The organism is Paenibacillus sp. Soil750, from assembly GCF_001428045.1.
Classification (GTDB): Bacteria; Bacillota; Bacilli; order Paenibacillales; family NBRC-103111; genus Paenibacillus_E; species Paenibacillus_E allorhizoplanae.
Genome location: NZ_LMSD01000001.1, coordinates 169953 through 188953, shown reverse-complemented (window position 1 = coordinate 188953; position 19001 = coordinate 169953). Strand labels below are relative to the sequence as shown.

At 33.4% G+C, this 19001-nt stretch carries 15 protein-coding genes; all 15 read right to left on the bottom strand.

What is annotated here, in order from left to right; all coding sequences use genetic code 11:
• Positions 1-8: 8 nt before the first annotated feature.
• The 15 genes from rfbC to ASL11_RS00775 all read right to left on the bottom strand — a co-directional run bounded on the left by rfbC (position 9) and on the right by ASL11_RS00775 (position 18843).
• The gene (rfbC, locus tag ASL11_RS00845; RefSeq protein ID WP_056608603.1) at positions 9-554 is read right to left on the bottom strand and encodes a dTDP-4-dehydrorhamnose 3,5-epimerase; all 546 of its coding nucleotides are present in this window, start codon (positions 552-554) and stop codon (positions 9-11) included.
• Positions 555-569: 15 nt separating this feature from the next.
• Positions 570-1313 carry a sugar phosphate nucleotidyltransferase gene (locus ASL11_RS00840; protein WP_056608600.1) on the bottom strand — a complete coding sequence of 248 codons (744 nt, stop codon included), beginning with the start codon at positions 1311-1313 and terminating at the stop codon, positions 570-572.
• A 17-nt stretch (positions 1314-1330) separates the two neighbouring features.
• Positions 1331-2326, bottom strand: a complete 996-nt coding sequence (locus tag ASL11_RS00835) for a glycosyltransferase family 2 protein (protein WP_056608597.1) — start codon at positions 2324-2326, stop codon at positions 1331-1333.
• A gap of 10 nt (positions 2327-2336) precedes the next feature.
• Positions 2337-3296 (bottom strand): NAD-dependent epimerase/dehydratase family protein, encoded by a 960-nt coding sequence (locus ASL11_RS00830; RefSeq protein ID WP_056608594.1) that lies wholly within the window; start codon positions 3294-3296, stop codon positions 2337-2339.
• The gene (locus ASL11_RS00825) at positions 3296-5074 is read right to left on the bottom strand and encodes a thiamine pyrophosphate-binding protein (protein WP_056608591.1); all 1779 of its coding nucleotides are present in this window, start codon (positions 5072-5074) and stop codon (positions 3296-3298) included. Before ASL11_RS00825 ends, ASL11_RS00830 begins: the two co-directional genes overlap by 1 nt.
• Positions 5075-5097: 23 nt before the next feature.
• Complete coding sequence (gene rfbG / locus ASL11_RS00820) at positions 5098-6159, bottom strand: CDP-glucose 4,6-dehydratase (RefSeq protein ID WP_056608589.1); 1062 nt, start codon at positions 6157-6159, stop codon at positions 5098-5100.
• Positions 6152-6952, bottom strand: coding sequence for a glucose-1-phosphate cytidylyltransferase (gene rfbF, locus ASL11_RS00815; protein ID WP_056608585.1), 801 nt, complete (start codon positions 6950-6952; stop codon positions 6152-6154). The genes rfbG and rfbF overlap by 8 nt, the downstream gene beginning before the upstream one ends.
• A gap of 35 nt (positions 6953-6987) precedes the next feature.
• A complete protein-coding gene (locus tag ASL11_RS00810) occupies positions 6988-7359 on the bottom strand; it encodes a GtrA family protein (protein ID WP_056609578.1) in 372 nt (123 codons plus the stop codon).
• A 4-nt stretch (positions 7360-7363) separates the two neighbouring features.
• Complete coding sequence (gene rfbH / locus ASL11_RS00805) at positions 7364-8905, bottom strand: lipopolysaccharide biosynthesis protein RfbH (RefSeq protein ID WP_200962397.1); 1542 nt, start codon at positions 8903-8905, stop codon at positions 7364-7366.
• A gap of 24 nt (positions 8906-8929) precedes the next feature.
• A complete protein-coding gene (locus ASL11_RS00800) occupies positions 8930-10747 on the bottom strand; it encodes a hypothetical protein (RefSeq protein WP_056608582.1) in 1818 nt (605 codons plus the stop codon).
• Between the two features lie 546 nt (positions 10748-11293).
• Positions 11294-12262, bottom strand: coding sequence for a GDP-mannose 4,6-dehydratase (gene gmd, locus ASL11_RS00795; protein WP_056608579.1), 969 nt, complete (start codon positions 12260-12262; stop codon positions 11294-11296).
• 17 nt (positions 12263-12279) lie between these two features.
• Positions 12280-13356: a mannose-1-phosphate guanylyltransferase gene (locus ASL11_RS00790; protein ID WP_056608576.1), complete on the bottom strand. Its 1077-nt coding sequence runs from the start codon at positions 13354-13356 to the stop codon at positions 12280-12282.
• A gap of 31 nt (positions 13357-13387) precedes the next feature.
• Positions 13388-16738, bottom strand: a complete 3351-nt coding sequence (locus ASL11_RS00785) for a glycosyltransferase (RefSeq protein ID WP_056608574.1) — start codon at positions 16736-16738, stop codon at positions 13388-13390.
• A gap of 12 nt (positions 16739-16750) precedes the next feature.
• The gene (locus tag ASL11_RS00780; RefSeq protein ID WP_056608571.1) at positions 16751-18025 is read right to left on the bottom strand and encodes an ABC transporter ATP-binding protein; all 1275 of its coding nucleotides are present in this window, start codon (positions 18023-18025) and stop codon (positions 16751-16753) included.
• A 14-nt stretch (positions 18026-18039) separates the two neighbouring features.
• Positions 18040-18843, bottom strand: coding sequence for an ABC transporter permease (locus tag ASL11_RS00775; RefSeq protein ID WP_056608568.1), 804 nt, complete (start codon positions 18841-18843; stop codon positions 18040-18042).
• Between the last annotated feature and the right edge of the window lie 158 nt (positions 18844-19001).

Sequence of the window (19001 nt, the reverse complement as noted above, 5' to 3'; positions counted from 1 at the left end):
ACTCCCATTTAAAAGTTAATTTCTGCATCTTGAAGTAACGGATGCTTTAGATCTTTATCAGAAAGAATTGGCTTGGAGGTTGGCCAATCAATCCCAAGTGCTTGATCGCTCCAAAGAATGCCACGATCATGCTCAGGCGAGTAATACTCGTCCACTTTGTATAGTACTTGCGTATTCGGAACAACCGTACAGAATCCATGTGCAAAACCTTGTGGTACTAGTAACTGCCGCTTATTTGTCTCGCTTAGTATAACTCCTACCCATTGTCCAAAAGTTGGTGACTCCTTACGAATGTCTACCGCCACATCATATATTGCCCCCAAAGCAACTCTAACAAGCTTCGTTTGTGCTTTTGGATTCAATTGATAATGAAGACCTCGCAACACGCCAGCTTCCACAGAGAGAGAGTGATTATCTTGTATGAAACGATGATCAACACCTAACACTGCAAACTTAGTACTACTGTAACTTTCCATAAAAAAGCCCCGATTGTCTCCAAAGACATCGGGTTCTATAATAATTAGCCCATCTAACTTTGTTGTTATTATTTTCATTCAAATTGGCACCTCTTACAATTTAAGATTCCCAAACTCTTCTCCAAACAACAAATCTTTTGCCAACTCATTGGCTTTAGCATAAGATGCGTGCGTTCCAGCATCTGTCCACCAACCTTGAAGAATATCGTATGTGAGTTCGTTCTTTTCGATATATGCATTGTTAACGTCTGTAATTTCAAGTTCACCACGACCAGACGGCTTGAGTGTTTTAACAATTTCAAAAACCGAACTATCATACATATATATGCCTGTAACTGCATAACTACTTTTCGGTTCCTTAGGTTTTTCCTCGATAGATTTAATCTTATCACCTTCTAGTTCAGGAACACCATACCGTTGAGGATCGTGGACTTCCTGAATAAGAATTTTAGCACCATTGCCTTGAGTCCTAAAGTTACTTACAAACGGCACAATACTCTCTTCAAATACATTGTCACCAAGGATGACAACCATTTGTTCATTTTTAGCAAATTGTTCAGCAAGATCAAGGGCTTGAGCAATTCCCCCAGCTTCGTCCTGCACTTTATACGTAAAGGTTACACCCATGTCCCGCCCACTTCCTAGTAGGTTGACCACATCACCCATATGTTCCTTACCAGTGACAATTAAAATATCGCAGATGTCTGCTTGCTTAAGTTTAGCTACAGAATGAAAGATCATTGGATACTTCCCAACAGGAAGCAGATGTTTGTTTGTAACTTTAGTAAGTGGAAAGAGACGTGAGCCCGTTCCCCCGGCTAGAATTATACCTTTCATGTAAAAACCTCCATTTATTAATCAGATGATGAGGTCGCAATTTCACTTTTAGCTAAATTGTATAAAAAATACGGATGATCCTGCTGAAAATTAACTCTTTCTCTTTCAATTACAAGCGGTCTCTTGAGCACCTGCGTGTGGATAGAACCAATATATTCTCCAATAATCCCAATAAAAAATAGTTGCACTGAAGAAAACAAAAAGAGCCCAATTACTAGAGGAGCAACACCTACTGAAAAGTAGCTCCAAAAAAACACTTTTGCTAAAAAGTAGATAATCGCAACCAATAAACTTACTGCTGACATGGCAAATCCTAACATTGCAGCTATTCGTAGGGGTACTTTAGAATGATTTGTTATACCTAACATCGCAATATCATATAAAGTATAAAAATTATTCTTCGTTATTCCTCTTTTTCTTACGGGCTGTACATATTCAATCTTATAACTTTCAAAACCAATATCAGAAATAAGTCCTCTAAAATAGGGATAAGGATCATCAATACCTCTTAAAATTTCAATAACCTTTTGATCATATAATCCAAATCCAGTATTATTTTTAGTCAATTCAATTTCAGAAACTCGATTTATAAAATTGTAATACATTTTCCTGATGGCAAACATAGGAGCTGATTCCTCACTTTGCGTCTTAACACCAAGTACAACTTTATAGCCTTCTTCCCATTTTCCAATGAAATCCTTAATCATTGTTGGAGGGTCTTGTAAATCAGCAACCAATAGTATAACTGCTTCGCCACTGGCTTGAAGTAAAGCATGATATGGAGAACGAATATGACCAAAATTACGAGCATTCACAATAATTTTAACTTTAAGATCTTTAGAAGCAATTTTTTTTAAAATTGCTACAGTACTGTCTTTTGATGCGTTGTCTATAAATATGTGTTCATAGCTGTAGTTTGGAAGCTGATCCATACATAACTTAACTTGACGATATAATTCTTCGACGTTCTCTTCCTCATTGTAACACGGGGTTACTATACTAATGTTTTTCATTTTTACTTCCTCATTGAATTATTTTGTTTTTCAAATATTCATACTCAGTAATAAGACTAGTTATTGAATCATATTTTGGGAGAAAACCAAGCGTTTGTGCATGATAATACTCTGAAAAATAATTGGGCTTATTTCCTGTTATTGAAGATTTTTTTTCAGGATTTGAATATTCATATTTTAATCCATATCTATCGGATAAATTTTCCAAAATCTCTAATTTTGTCGTTGGCTTTAATGAATATGCATCATAAGCATCATTCACTCTCTTTTTTTCTGCTATTAATTTAATTAATGATATTAAATCTTCTGGGTGGATATAGTCTCTAATCATGTTTTCAGAGTTAGTTATCAATATTTTATCTTTTAAAAGACAACTAATTACTTCAGTCATGAAAAACTTGGAATCCATTTCAATATATCTACTAAAAAATCCGAATACTCTTAAATCAACAATATTATATTGTGACATAACACGATGTTTAGCTTCAGAATTTAACTTACTGATACCATAACATTCAGCAGGTGAAATATTGTTTATTGATATTTGAGATTGTGTTGCTATTGTTGCTGGTTTATTAAAGTTATTGAGGTAGGCTGCACCGCTACTTAAGTTGATATATAAGCTTTGAGAGTTTCTCTCTAAATAATTCAAAATTAAGTTATCGTACTTCTCAGTAATAAAGAAGATGGAACTAATATTACTACTTAACTTTCCAGGATCACCAATTCCAATACAATTAATGATAATATCAAATTTAGTTTCCATGAATAGTTCGAAATTCAATACAGTAACTTGATTTGCAATTTTATTACCATTTAGAAAAATCTCAAGTTTCTCTTGCGTTCTAGCAAACAAATACAAATCAAAATGACTATATAATCCTACAACTAGATTCTTCGCAATATGTCCAGTTGCTCCTAAAATGGCTACTCTCTTCTTATTTGCAACTTTATTTTGAGGACTTATCATTATTTTGGAACTTCCATCTCTTCAACTAGATCAATTAACATAATTTCTTTTAATTCTTCTCGTTCTAAATGTGGATACATATCTTCTATCGGTCTATTTACTACAAGTTTAGGGTTAACAGCTGTATCTTTCTCTAACTTAACTTCTACAAAAACAGGTCCAGTAGTACTCATAACATTAGGAATTATTTCTTTTGCTTCTTCCATATTATTAACATTGTATGCCACAATACCGTAGGCTCTAGCTATTTCAACGAAATCTGGATTTTGGTACATGGTGGATTGTTGCCTCCCGTTGAAGTAAATATCTTGAAATTGTCTTACCATACCTAAGCAACTATTATTTAAAACAAAAATCTTTATTGGCAAATTCAATCTTACTATTGTATCTAACTCTTGAATATTTACCTGAAACCCACCATCACCTGCAATAACAATAGCATCTTGTCCAGAAGACAAAGTTGCACCTATCGCAGCTGGTAGTGAAAAACCCATTGCACCCATACCACCAGAATTTAATAATCGCTGTTTGGGTTTTAGTCTAAATGATTGAGATGCCCACATTTGATGTTGCCCGACATCTAAACTAATGATATCTCCATCTTTACATTTCGAAGATAAAAATTCTATGAATCTGTTAGGCTCAATCACATTTATTTTAGTCTCAGCTGAGTAAGTTGGATACTTATTTTTGAAAGTTTTAAATGTTTCATACCAATTACTCAGATCAAGCTTAATAAACTTATCTTGGCTTAGTTTCTCGTTTAATGAAATAAGGAATTCATTCACATCGTGATGGATAGCATAATTCACCTTAACTTTAGCATTAAGTTCGTTTTCATCAATATCCACATGAATTTTCAAAGCGCCTCTAGCAAACGTGTCAGGACGAGTCCCTGTTTGTCTACTATCTAATCTTGAACCTAATATGATTAACAAGTCACAATTAGCCAAAACAAGATTACTATATCGATTTCCATATGAACCAATCATGCCAAAATTCAACGAATTCGAATGAGAAATAGCATCAATACCCATAAGTGAAGTTACAACTGGGATACCTGTTATTAGCGATAACTGTTCAAGATTCTTACTTGCGTTGGCTGCTCTTATGCCACCCCCAGCTAATATTACAGGTCTTTTGGAGTTAGCAATTACTTCTTTGATTTCATCTAACATTTTAGAATTTAATGAGTTACTTTGTTGAATAATTTGCTTATATTCATTGCTATCAAAAAAACTTTCTAGTATTTCTGGCTCAATATCAGTTCTTTGTAAATTCATAGGAATATCTAATAAAACTGGTCCGGGTCTACCACTTTGAGCTAGAAAAACTGCCTTTTCTAAACTATATCTGATTCTATTAGGGTCGGTAACCAACTCAGCATACTTTGTTAAGGGACGAGCTACACTTACAATGTCAGTTTCTTGAAATCCTATTTGTCTTACTGGCCTATCGAATTTATATTCATAGGTATTAACTTGACCTGTTATAAACAAACAGGGAACAGAATCAAAATAACAACTTCCAATACCTGTAAGGAGGTTAAGTGCCCCTGGACCACTTGTCGCCATTGCAACCCCAAGTTTCCCATTGATGCGAGCATATGCTTCTGCTGCAAAAGCCCCTGCCTGCTCGTGGCGCACAGAGACACACTCAATATCATCTCTATTTGAAATTGAATCTAATATGTGTACAATTGCGCCTCCAATGAATTCAAAAACGTGGGATACTCCCTCTTTTGCAATAACATCCACTACATAATCGGATAATTTCATATGAATGTCTCCCTTCCCAACATTTACTCTGCATTGTAATCTTCTATTTGTTTAAAACAAATCTCTTGAATGTCTTTTTCTTGTTGGTAGGCATATGACCACTCAATTATCTTATCTAATGCTTGATTTAAATTCCATTTAGGTCTCCATCCAAGCTCATAATGTGCTTTTGAGCAATCCAGTTTGAGATACCTCGCTTCATGAGGATTTTGATTCTGATCAACTTTATAACTTGCAAAGTTCCCCCATTTTTGACACAGTGATTCTACGATCCAATTAACAGGCTTAGCATCTGTATCATAAGGTCCAAAGTTCCAAGCTGTTGCAAATTTTTCGCCATTTTCATATAGATTCTGGGCCAATAATAAATATCCATGGAGTGGTTCCAATACATGCTGCCATGGTCGTATAGAATGAGGATTCCTTATTACAATCGATTTTTCATTTAATAGTGAGTTAATACAATCAGGAATTAACCGGTCTTTCGCCCAATCCCCTCCACCAATAACATTTCCTGCACGCGCTGAAGCCACAGCAACTTTACCGCTTTTATTATTGTTAAAAAATGAGTTTCTGTACGCACTTGTTACAAGTTCTGAACAAGCTTTACTACTAGAGTATGGATCATAGCCTCCCATAGGTTCATCTTCACGATATCCCCAAAGCCATTCTTTATTTTCATAACATTTATCCGTTGTAACATTGACAACGGCACGCACATTGTCGTTTTTCCTCACTGCTTCAAACATATTCACAGTTCCCATTACGTTAATTGAATAAGTATCGTAAGGGTTTTCATACGAATCACGAACTAGTGGTTGAGCAGCCATATGAATGACAATATCAGGATCTGCTTGCTTCATTGCAGCATTCAACATCTGCGGATCTCGAATATCACCAATTGATGACATCTTTACTAGTTTTTCAACTGCGCCCAACTTAAACAAGCTAGGAACTGTTGACGGCTCTAGCGAATAACCATACACTTCTGCTCCTAGTTTAGTTAAAATCATACATAACCAGGAACCTTTAAAACCTGTGTGCCCCGTAACAAATACTCTCTTATGCTTCCAGAAATTATTCATTTGAAGTTACCTTATCAGCATGCCATACCTTCCAAGGGGCTGTCCCATTCTTCCATAAATCCTCAAGTAAATTTTTATCTCGCATAGTATCCATTGGCTGCCAAAAACCGTTATGTTTATATGACATTAGCTCACCTTTAGTAGCTAGTTGCTCCAGGGGCTCTTTCTCTAAAATCGTTGTATCATTTTCAATGAAATTGAAGATTTCTGGCTCCATAACAAAAAAACCAGCATTTACCCAAGATCCATCGCCTTTGGGTTTTTCCTGAAACCCCTTTACTTCGTTGTTATCATTTAATTCAAGAGCTCCAAATCTTCCACTAGGTTGCACCGATGTAACAGTAGATAATCTGCCGTGCAATTTATGAAATTGTAACAATTCATTTATATTTACATTCGAAACACCGTCACCATATGTAAGCATAAATGCTTCATTATTAATATATGGCTGTATTCGTTTAACTCTTCCACCTGTCATAGTATCCAAACCTGTATTTACCAGAGTTACCCGCCATGGCTCCGCGGAATGCTGATGTGTAATTAACTGGCTATCACTTCTAAAATCAAAGGTTACATCTGATTCATGCAAAAAATAATGTGCAAAATATTCTTTAATAAAAAATCCTTTGTAACCAAGACAAATAACAAAATCATTAAAACCAAAGCTTGAATAAAGTTTCATAATATGCCAAAGAATCGGTCTCCCACCAATTTCAATCATTGGTTTTGGCTTTAAATGGGATTCCTCACTGATTCTTGTTCCATAACCACCCGCTAATATAACTACTTTCATTAGTGCTACCCCCACAAGTTCTAAGATCTGTTAACTTAATTGAAAACATACTTTTTATTTAAAAGAAATGAAAGAATTGCCAATGGAAATACAGTCATAGCTCCTGAAACGTAATGGTTATCATTGACTAAACTATTCAATAAAAACATTAATAAAATGTTAAGCAAATAAACAAATCCATAAACTATAAAAAACCTAAAAAGCAAATTATTGTTTTTACTTTTAAACACAATTGAACCTATTGTTTTAAAGTTGAAAAAAATGCCAATAACAGTTGCGCATAAAGTAGCTATTGCGTAATGAAAATTAAAGTAAATGAACAGTGCAAACAAGGAATAACCAAATACTGTATTGATTCCTCCAACAACTAAGAATTTCACAAATTTACTTTTTAAAATATAATTCATAAAATCAACCAAACTTGCTAACAAACTCATGAATTTTACTAACCATATAGTCAACCATTTCATCATTCATTCCAGGATAAACACCAACCAGGAAAGTGTCGTATAAGATCTTATCTGTATTTTTCAAATTATTATGAATTCTGTATTCAACATCTTGGAAGGCAGGTTGTCTTACTAAGTTTCCTGCAAAGAGCATTCGGGTTTGAATTCTGCTGTTTTCTAAAAAGCTGACAATTTCACTTCTATTGAAAGGCATACCATCCTTAATTGTTAAAATAAAACCAAACCAACTTGGATCTGCATTTACAGTCGCTCTAGGAAGAATAAAATATTCTTCTAAATCTCTCAAACCATTTAAAAGCCTATTGAAATTATTAATTCTTGCTTGAACAAAAGCTGGAACTTTCTTTAGCTGCTCTATCCCAACAGCTGCTTGCATATCAGTAACTCTCAAATTATATCCAATATGAGAATATGTGTACTTATGATCATATCCCTCAGGAAGTGAACCTAATTGCCAACCAAAACGCTTCTTACAAGTATCATCACAGCCAGAAGGACACCAGCAATCTCTTCCCCAATCTCTGAATGATTCGATAATCATTTTCAATTTGGCATCATTTGTGTAAACCGCGCCGCCTTCGCCCATAGTCATGTGATGCGGAGGATAGAAACTTGAAGTAGCAATATGACCAAAAGTACCAGTCAATTTGCCATTAAACTTTGAACCTAGGGCATCACAGTTATCTTCAATCACCCATAGATTATGTTTGTTTGCAATTTCCATAATTTTATCTAATTCAAAAGGGTTTCCCATTGTATGAGCGATCATTATTGCTTTGGTTTTTGGAGTAATAGCTTTCTCTATGTCTTCTGCAATTATGTTATAAGTACCCAGTTCCACATCAAGAAACACAGGTATAGCATTATTTTGAATAATAGGAGCTACCGTCGTCGGGAATCCTGCGGCAACTGTAATAACCTCATCCCCAGATTTAATTCTACGGTCACCTAGTTTAGGAGATGTAAGTGCAGAGAATGCTAATAAGTTAGCCGACGAACCTGAGTTAGTTAAAAGCGCATACTTTACCCCAATAAATTCAGCAAACTCTTTTTCAAATTGCTTATTGAATCTACCTGCGGTTAACCAGAAATCTAAAGATGAATCTACTAAGTTGATCATCTCTTTTTCATCGAAAACTCTACCGCCATACGGTAGTTGTGTTGAGTTCGGGTTAAAATTATCATTTTTTTTATGGAAAACATCATAATAATTTTTAACTTTGCAAAATATTTCTTGTCTTAATACTTTATCTATAATTTCCTTATCGCATACTCCAAGTACTTGCTCTATTATTTCCATATCTAAGATTATTCTATTTCTTACATTACAATAATAAATTTCGTTATTGATAATAATTTCAATGTCCATTGTCTCTGTTTGTTTATTTTCAATTAATATTGTTTCGTAAATATCGTTAATATTAATCACAAGATGAAGTTCATTTTTTCTGGTAGTAATAATAGATCCGATCATTAGATCCATTTGGATTTCCCCTTTAATTTAAATTTATTTTGTAGTAATTCGTTCTATAGTTCCACTTAAAACTCTTACATCAGGATTAACATTATTTAATTTGTTTGGAACAAACGATTTGGTAAAGTTAATCTTCATACTTATAATACTATTTTTTGGAATTGTTCCCTCTATTGTGAATTTCCCACTTACATTTTTTTGTAATATTAGTTTATTATTAACTGTTATTTTAATCTCATTAGAATCTAAAACCTCCGGTATAAATCCACTTATAGATAATTGCCCCATTTCGCCACTATTAAATGTAATATTAGATTCATTATTTACCCATTGTTGTATTCCTTCTAATCCATACCAGCCTTCTCCTAACAATGCATTTATATTTTTTCCATTTATTAAGACATCACCATTAGTAAATTTATACTTATGATTAAAATCATGATATATATTCAATTTATACTTTCTCATAATTTCAATTCCTCGCTGAGTTTCTTCAACCGTATTTAACAGAGGAGTTAATCCAAATTCATTATTTATTGGGAGATCGTATGGAGTGAATGCATATGGAGCCATTCTTTCATAAAATTGTTTTATATATGGAGCCCTTTTCCATTCAACTAAATTTGAAATTAATTGCGATAAGAATATTATTAAAACTATACAAAAAAGTGATATTAATGTTTTACTTTTTTTAAGAAAATTAAAATCAATTGCTTTCTCATTTCTCGCAAAAACTGTAATAATATAATAAAATATAATCCATAAACATCCTACTAATCCAAACTTGGTGTGTACAGCATACCAATAGTTTGTTGCAAAATAAAATTCTTGGCTTCTCCCAAAAAATACAAATAACGCAACACAAATTGTATAGCCAATTAACATTAAAGGGAAATAAGTTTTGCTCCACATTTTGGTTTTAATAAACAACACAATCGAAATAATATATACAACAAAAATAAACAATCCATTATATAACATTATGTTCTTATTTACAATAATGTTATCTTCCCATAACGACCTTCCCAGAGTACCGCTTCCAATAAAAGAAAGAATAACTTTGAAAGCATCTATTGGATGATGAATAATAATTAAAAGTTTACTTGCAAAGCTCCCTTCGCTTCCATCGGTTGGATTAAAAAGAGAATACATATAAAAATAAAACAACATTGAAGCAACCAACAAAATATTGATATATATATAACCGTTATCCATTTTTTTACGAAGGAAATAATGAATAAAACCACTCAAAACTATACAAGGTATCCAAGCAAACGAATACAAAGTACCGAATATTAAAATTGATAAAATAATCATTACAGATATTATTAATAAATATTTACTTTTATTATTTTCCAGATAAAAATATTTATTTATAAAGTAACATGTAATTAGAAAAAATAGAGGCCCCAATCTAACTTGAGTTTCCATTGCACCACTAGATTGTTGAATAATACTAAACATTACAAAAATAATAGAAATGAAGAAAACATTGGAGACAAAGGTATATTTATTGTTCTTTTCTAGTGTTTTTTTATAAGCAGAATAAATAGTTAGTGTACTTAAGATAATTACTATTAAATTTAAATAACCATCAAAAAAGTTATTTACATTAAATAGTTTAGTATTAACTAAAAACAGAATATTATACCCTAACATACCGTGCTCGCCATACCTATTGATTAAATCAGAAAAAACTAAAGATCCATTCAAGAATTTCTCAGCAATATCTAAATGAAAAAACCAAGTTAACCAAGCTAAATTTATCGTGGTTAATTGAATATATACTGAAAAATAAATTGAAAAAAACACAAAAATGATTAAAATTAGATTTTTCTTTAAGGCGTTCATTGGTTGATTCTCCCATCAAATAATACTGTTAGACTCTTCTATTTATTTGATTGTTACAGAAGCATAATAAAAACGGAATTGTAACAAAAAAGGAAATAACTCCAAAATAGAGAAATTATAATCGTCACAAACAAAATTTTAATAAAAGGTAATATACCAATCTTAAGGTATCTTCCTACTTGCTAATCTTAATATTCAGCACCAATACAACAATCAATTTGAGCTAAGCAATTTCAGTGTTGTGATTTAAAGTAGAACCTCATATAACCTACTGGAAGAATACTACAATGTACACATTCTTGAGATGTTCGAAAGATGATCAAACCACTAATGTTTAGACATTCAGCAATTTCGGGAAATCCATTTTGCAAAAAATAGAGCACAGAGTCATCATTGGATAAAGCAAGAGAAGCATCTTACGTTCAGAAATGTGGAGTATCGTAGTTGGCAGTAATATTTCGGGCGATTCCCTATGTGTCAAAATTACCAAACACCCATCATACAATACTCATTTATCTTTGGAATTCTCCGAAAAATTCACAACAATCAAGTATTTCTTTTGATTGTATACAAATCACTTTCAACCATCATTGTTACTAATTGTTCGAAACTTACTTCAGGTTGCCACTTAAGCACTTTATTAGCTTTGCTACAATCACCAATCAATAAATCAACCTCAGCCGGTCTAACGAATTTAGGATCAATTACTACGTAGTCACGCCAATTCAGACCAACATGATTAAATGCAGTTTCAACAAATTCTAAAACGGTATGAGTTTCGCCAGTTGATATTACAAAATCCTCTGGAGTTTCTTGCTGAAGCATTAGCCACATTGCTTTAACGTAATCTCCTGCAAAGCCCCAATCCCTTTTAGAGTCTAAATTTCCTAGTCGAAGCTCAGTTTGTAAACCCAGCTTAATTCGTGCAACAGCATTAGTAATTTTTCTAGTCACAAACTCAATACCGCGCCGCGGAGATTCATGATTAAACAAAATACCTGAGCAAGCAAATGTATTATAACTTTCGCGGTAATTAACTGTAATCCAATGTCCATATACTTTGGCAACTCCATACGGACTCCTTGGGTAAAAACCAGTTGTCTCTTTTTGAGGCACCTCTAAAACCTTACCAAACATTTCACTGCTTGAAGCTTGATAAAACCTAGCTTCAGGCTTCGTTACGCGTACCGCATCTAAAATATTTGCAACGCCCATACCGGTAACTTGACCAGTCAATACTGGCTGACTCCATGATGTTCCTACAAATGATTGCGCACCTAGATTATAAACTTCATCTGGGTTAGAATTCTCGATAGCTTTAATCAAAGAATGAACATCTAACAAATCCCCATCAATAAGTTCAATTTCATTAGCAATATGAGCGATGTTTTCCATAATTGGCACACTTGTTCTTCTGCGAAGTCCAAAAACTTTGTAACCTTTATTCAGTAACAATTCTGCTAAATATGATCCATCTTGTCCAGTAATACCTGTAATGAGTGCATTTTTAGTCATTCGTAAAATCTCCTTATTTATAAATATTTTTCTAATTTTTTATCTCTGAGTTCCTTTAATAACAACTTTACTTCTTGCGCCCTGTCTTTCGTACAAATCAAAGTAACATCATCCGTATTAATAATAATTAAATCTTCTATTCCAAGAGTTGCTATAAGCTTTGGTCCACTTTCGATGATGCAACCTTTAGTATCTACAGTAAGCGTATTTCCACTAATGAAGTTTCCGCTTTGATCTAATTCATTAATTCTTTCTAGAGCATTCCAACTTCCGACATCATCCCATCCAAAACTACACGGGATGACATATATATCCTTCGCTTTTTCCATAATACCATAGTCAATAGACTGGTCAGGCATTTTTGCAAATTCTGTTCTAATAGTCTCAATAAAATCTTGTTTGTCTAAACTGGTTTTTATGGTTTCAAGAATGTCATGAATTTCTGGAAGATATTGAGCAATTAAGTTACGGATCACACTTGTCTTCCATACAAAGATACCGCTGTTCCAATAAAAATTCCCTGCAATCAAATACTTCTCAGCTTGTTCTTTTTCAGGTTTCTCTGTAAACTTTTTTACACTGAGAACCTTCATGCTATTTTTCACGAAAGAATCACTGGCAGCTTCTATGTACCCATATCCAGTCTCTGGATATGTAGGGTTAATGCCCAGAGTCACCACATGCTCGCTTTTATTAGCAACATTGGCAGCTGTCTCTAAAATTTGTATAAAACCTTTTTCATCAGTGATTATATGGTCTGAAGGTAAAACAATCATTGTCGTATTTGGATATTTTCGTTCAATAATTATGGAAGCTAACCCGATACACGGGGCTGTATTTTTACCAATTGGCTCGATTATGATATTTTCTTTAGGGAGGTCTGGGACTTGTACTTTAATTAATTCTGCATAAAGTTCATTAGTAACAACAAAAATATGTGTCACATCTAAAATTAATTTTAATCTTTCAATTACTTGCTGAATCATTGTTTTATTACCGGAGATATTTAAAAACTGTTTCGGCAATTTTGTACGACTTTTTGGCCAAAACCTTTCTCCTTTACCGCCTGCTAATATTACAGCTACCAGTTCCACGAATCTTCCTCCTGAAAATACGAAAATCCTTTTAAGGATTCATATCCTTTAATAACTGCTTTTTGGCAGACTCTATTGAGAAGTTTTCCAATATATATTTTTGGGATTTTCCTGCCGTCTCTTCCCATGCATGTTCATTTCCGTATAAATTCGAAAATGATTGAACAAATTCACTTTCGTTATTTACAATTTGAACAAACTCATCAACTCTGTCCAATCCTTCTGCCCCAATTGGAGTTGTAATTAAAGGAACTTGATTAAACATTGCCTCAAGTACTTTCCCTTTTATTCCAGCACCAAACCTTAAAGGAACAACAACTATTTTCACTCTATTATAGAAATCTAAAAGTTCTTCATCTGATACATACCCTACAATATGAATATTGTGGGATCGAAGATTTTTAATTTCTTCTGTTGGATTCGAACCAACAATATAAAAATTCAAATCTGGATATTCCAATAAAAACTGCGGAAATACGTACTTGACGAACCATAGAACCGCGTCTTGATTAGGCTTGTGCCCAAAACCACCAACAAAAAGAATTCCTTCCCTTTCCGAAAATTTATTCGATACTGCTCCGAATTGATCTTCATCATAAATATATAATGGGATATTTCTTATAGGCTTATTTATATTTTCTTCTTGCAGAACTCTTTCTTCGTATGAACCAACTACATGAATTACATCGGTTTTAGAGAATAATTCAAATTCGATTTCTCTCCAGTATTCCGACATTTTTTTCATCTCTTCATCTTTGGTTAATTCATAATTTCTTAATTCTCTCACATAATGTAAATCTGTACCAAAGAAAAACACTTTTGCATTTGAATGTTTCTTAATAGTTTCGATGTACTTTATTGAAATATGCGGTCTTATTAAATAGGCATAATGCAAGTACGTTCCATTATTTTTAATCCAATCAAAAATATGTTTTTGATACCAATTTCCATATAACACTTCAATTCCCATTTCCTCTAAAATAGAGGTATAAGGTTCATGCTTGTAGAAATTGTCTCCTACAAATATTACATGGAAACCCATCTGCTTAAAAAGTTTTAAATAAAGGAAAACGCATCTACCGCCAGCATCTTTATCAAAATGTGGAACATAATGATCAATAACAAGTATAGTCTTCTTGTCTTTACTTCGATCACGCGCATTAAAAACATGTTCTGCGTTTGTAAAATGGTCAACTTCCAAAACTTCTTTCCATTTATCAAGAAACCTTTCTTTGTTAACTACTTGATGTGCCTTAATTCCCGTGAAAGTATTAGTTCCATGGGATATTCCCTCAAAATGTACAACGATAGACTTTGGCTCCAACACAACTTGATAACCATGTTTTCTTACCTCGAACGCTAAATCTGCATCCTCATAATATGCAGGTACATATCTCTCGTCAAACCCACCAATTTCTTTCCACAACTCTGTTCTTATCATAATGGCTGCACCAGAAATGAAGTCTACTTCTTTGACATAATTATATTCTGGCTTGCTCGGGTCATCTAACCTGCCATAATTCCATCCGCTCGCATCATTCCAAATAATTCCCCCAGCTTCTTGAAGTCTACCATCTGGATAAACCAATTTGGATCCCACCATACCTATTTTACTATTATTTTCGACTAAATCCACCAGATATTTCAACCAATTCTCTTGTACATTCGTATCATTATTCAAAAAGAAGATGTATTCCCCTCTTGCACGTTTAGCCGCGTTATTACAATTAAGTAAGAAGCCTCTGTTAACTCCATCCCGAACTACATGAATGTTTTCAATGTAGCTCGAAATGTTAATAGTTTCGTCAGTAGACATATCATCAGCGATAATAATTTCATATGCAATACCTTCTGTATTTAGTGTAATTGATTTCAAACAAGAATATGTATACTCCCATTGATTGTAGACTGGAATAACGATTGACACTAGTGGTGACTCAAATTGAGGAAAAGTGAATTTCTCTTTCATCTCATTTGAATCAACCAATTTGATTTTGAGTTGACTAACTTCCTTGTGACGGTCCATATAGTGATCGATTCGACTCTCAATATTCCCAACATCTTCAGTATTTAAGTAGTATCGTAATTTTTTCAAATTTGTTTTATTAAAGCTTTTAATCATCTTTCGCGGTTCTTTAATCGATTTTGAAACAAGTTTAGCTGCTAGTCTCCGTCTACTGCTTTTAGGTATTAACTTGTCTCTTAAACGATAGTATTTCGTAAGTAACTTCCATCCAGTTGAACGATGGATCTTTTCGAGCGATCTGTCACTTTCTAATAAGAGATTAATATGGCCTTCTTTATTCTTTAGTTCCTGATCTTTATTCTGAATCTCTTGATCACGATCTCTTATTAATTTCAAATCATGGTTAACCCTTCTAATAATCTCATCCAAATTCGAATCTTGGATGCCATATTCTACTCCAAGTCTTCTTAGGATCTCATCGCTATCATTTAATCGTCTTTCAATCTCCTGTTTCAATAAGAGATTCTCATCTAGCGTAATGATCACTTTTTCTTGAAGTTGAATTGTTTTCGCTTGCAAATCAATGATTACGTTCTTCTGATTATTTAGTTCATTCTGGAGCTCTGACCCATTTGCATCCAACAATTTAATATGAGCATTTTTTTCTTCAACTTCATCCTGCAAGGACAGGATTCTGTTCAACATTTCATTATACTTGTCTGCAAAAAGTACTGATGACCCAATTCGATGATTAGATAATTCTTTATCACTACATACAGCAATAAAATAAGTTCCATTGATGTCTGTTTTTTCGTTATCTATCTTTACTTGACGCATATTTTCATTATTCGAAAAGTCCGTTATGACAGAAGAAACCTCATTTTTTTGATGAAAGATGTTAACAAATTCAAAATAATTCCTAAGAAATTGGCTATACTCTTCTTTGTAGAATTCCTTGATATGAAATGGGTTGTGATAATTTCGAATATCAGAGTACATATGCTTATTTGGCGTGGATATAATGAGTAAACCATTTTCCTTTAGCACTCTCTTTATCTCAGACAAGAATGATTTTTGCATCATTTCCTCGACATGTTCGATTGTTTCAAAGGAAACCACTACATCTACAGACTGATTTTCAAATGGTAATTTTCCAATAGAGGCAACTTGAAAAGATAGGTTTTCATTTTCATAAGAATTTCTCGCATGATCTATGGCTTCAGTACTGATGTCTATTCCAATAACTTTGGCAGCAGTTTCAGAAAGAATAGAAGATCCGTATCCCTCTCCACATGCCGCATCCAGAACCATTTTACCTTTTACTAACTCTGTTATCGCGAAATATCGCTGAAGATGTTCTATTTTTATTTGTTCTTCTGTTAGATGGGGGACAAACCTCTCACCTGTAAATTCCATATATTTCCCTCCTTATTCTAAAGAGTAAAATTTAACATTATCCATAACAAAAAAGCCACTTAATTGATATTTTTGCACAGGCAATACCTGAATAATAATGGCATCATGTACCCAGCTATGTTGGGTATGTACTTCCTGCGACCCTGAAGCTATTGCCGGAGAAATTGAATATTGACCTATGTTTAATGGAGGGAATTCAAATTCGAAACAAAACCCATAGTATGTGTCCTGTTTCATTTCTGGAACCACTTTTTCAAGGACAAAGCTATTTGACTGAGTCACTACATTACCTAATCTATCCTTTAATGAAAAACCAATAATGGGATTTTCTATATTCGTATTCGATTTTATTTTAATATACATTTTAACAGCTTGACCTGGCTCTACAATTGAGATTTTCTGATCAGACTTCACATCGAAAAGTGATATACCTGAAATTCTTGCATCGTCATCTCCTAGCACATCCAAACTCTCATGAATATCATCAATTAGATTAATTTTATCATTCAACTGTTTTTGAGTTTCATCATTAACAGTTGTTGTTTTAGACAAATTAGAGCCAATCATAAATGCCTGGTACCTTTTTGAAAGCTCTTTGGGGATTCCGTCATCCAATACTACACCCTCATTAATCCAAATCGCTCTATTACAGTATTTATTAATCACAGACAGATCATGTGAAACAAACAAAATCGTCTTGCTATCTCTAAATTCATCTATTTTCCGAAAACACTTTTGTTGGAATCTCATGTCTCCTACACTCAAAGCTTCATCTATTATTAATATTTCGGGATCAACATTTATTGCAACGGAAAATGCTAATCGAACAAACATGCCACTAGAATAAATTTTCACGGGTTGATTTATGAACTCCCCGATGTCAGCAAACGACAAAATACCATCTAGCTTCTGGTCCATTTCTGCCTTAGTATAGCCCATTATGGTTCCATTCATATAAATATTCTCAAGACCTGTTAATTCTGGATTAAAACCAGCGCCAAGTTCCAACAAGGCTGAAATTTTTCCATTTACCATGATGTTACCCGATGATGGATTTAACACTCCCGTGATCATTTTGAGTAAAGTTGATTTCCCAGAACCATTCTTTCCAATAATACCTAACGTTTCACCTTTTCTTACTTCAAATGAAACATTGTTCACAGCGTGAAAATCTCGATGATATTTTTTATTAAAAAGGTTTAGTGACTCCAGAAGTCTATCCATTGGCTTATCATATAGCTTATAAACCTTACTTATATCAGTTACTTGAATGGCTAATTCACTCATCAGTTTAATTCTCCTTATAAGACATCCGCAAAATGAGGCTTGAGTTTTTTAAATAATACCCTTCCTACAATTAATAAGATTCCCGTAATCATCCAAAAATTAATGGTTTGATACTCGTGCTGCCAGAACCACTTGTGGTAAATGAATGCTTCTCTATAGCCTTCAGTGATATAGTACATTGGGTTTAGCTTGTAAAAAAATAAAAATTTATCAGGAATGATTTTTAATGAATAAAATATTGGCGTTAACCAGAAACCGAACTGCGTAACCATAGAAATAATTTGTCCAACATCTTTAAAGAATACTGTAATTGAAGAAGTTATCCATCCAAGACCCAATAATAATAAGATCATTGCACCCAAGTAATAAGGAATTTGTAAAAGATAAATCGTTGGTCCGTATCCATACAATAAGAACATTAGAAACAAGAAAACTAAGAAAAAAATATGTACAAAGAGCGCAGAGTAAATTTTAACAATGGGTAAAATACTAACACGAAATACGACCTTTTTCACCAAATAACTACTATCTGTTATTGCATATACGCTCGTTTGTAAACTTTCCGCAAAAAAATTCCACGCAATCATTGCTGTCGAAAGCCATAAAATAAAAGGGAAATTATCGACAGGTGTTGACTTGAAACCGACCTGAAACACAAACCATAGCAGTAATATATTAATTGTCGGTTGAATAAATGCCCAAGTAATCCCCAAATATGATCCGATGTTTTTCTTTTTAAAATCGCTTTTAGCGAGAATCCAAATCAGTTTTTGAGTAACAAGCAAATCTCGCAATCCTGTAAACCGTGACTTTTTCACCTATTTGCAAACTCCTTTGAATAAGATAATCTCGTTAATATCTAAAGCACACAGAAACATCTTATCAAAACAAGGACTTGATTACTACCTACTTAACATATTGTGAAATATGTGGAAACGAATCAAACATTTAAAGTTTATAAATGAATGGTTATTTA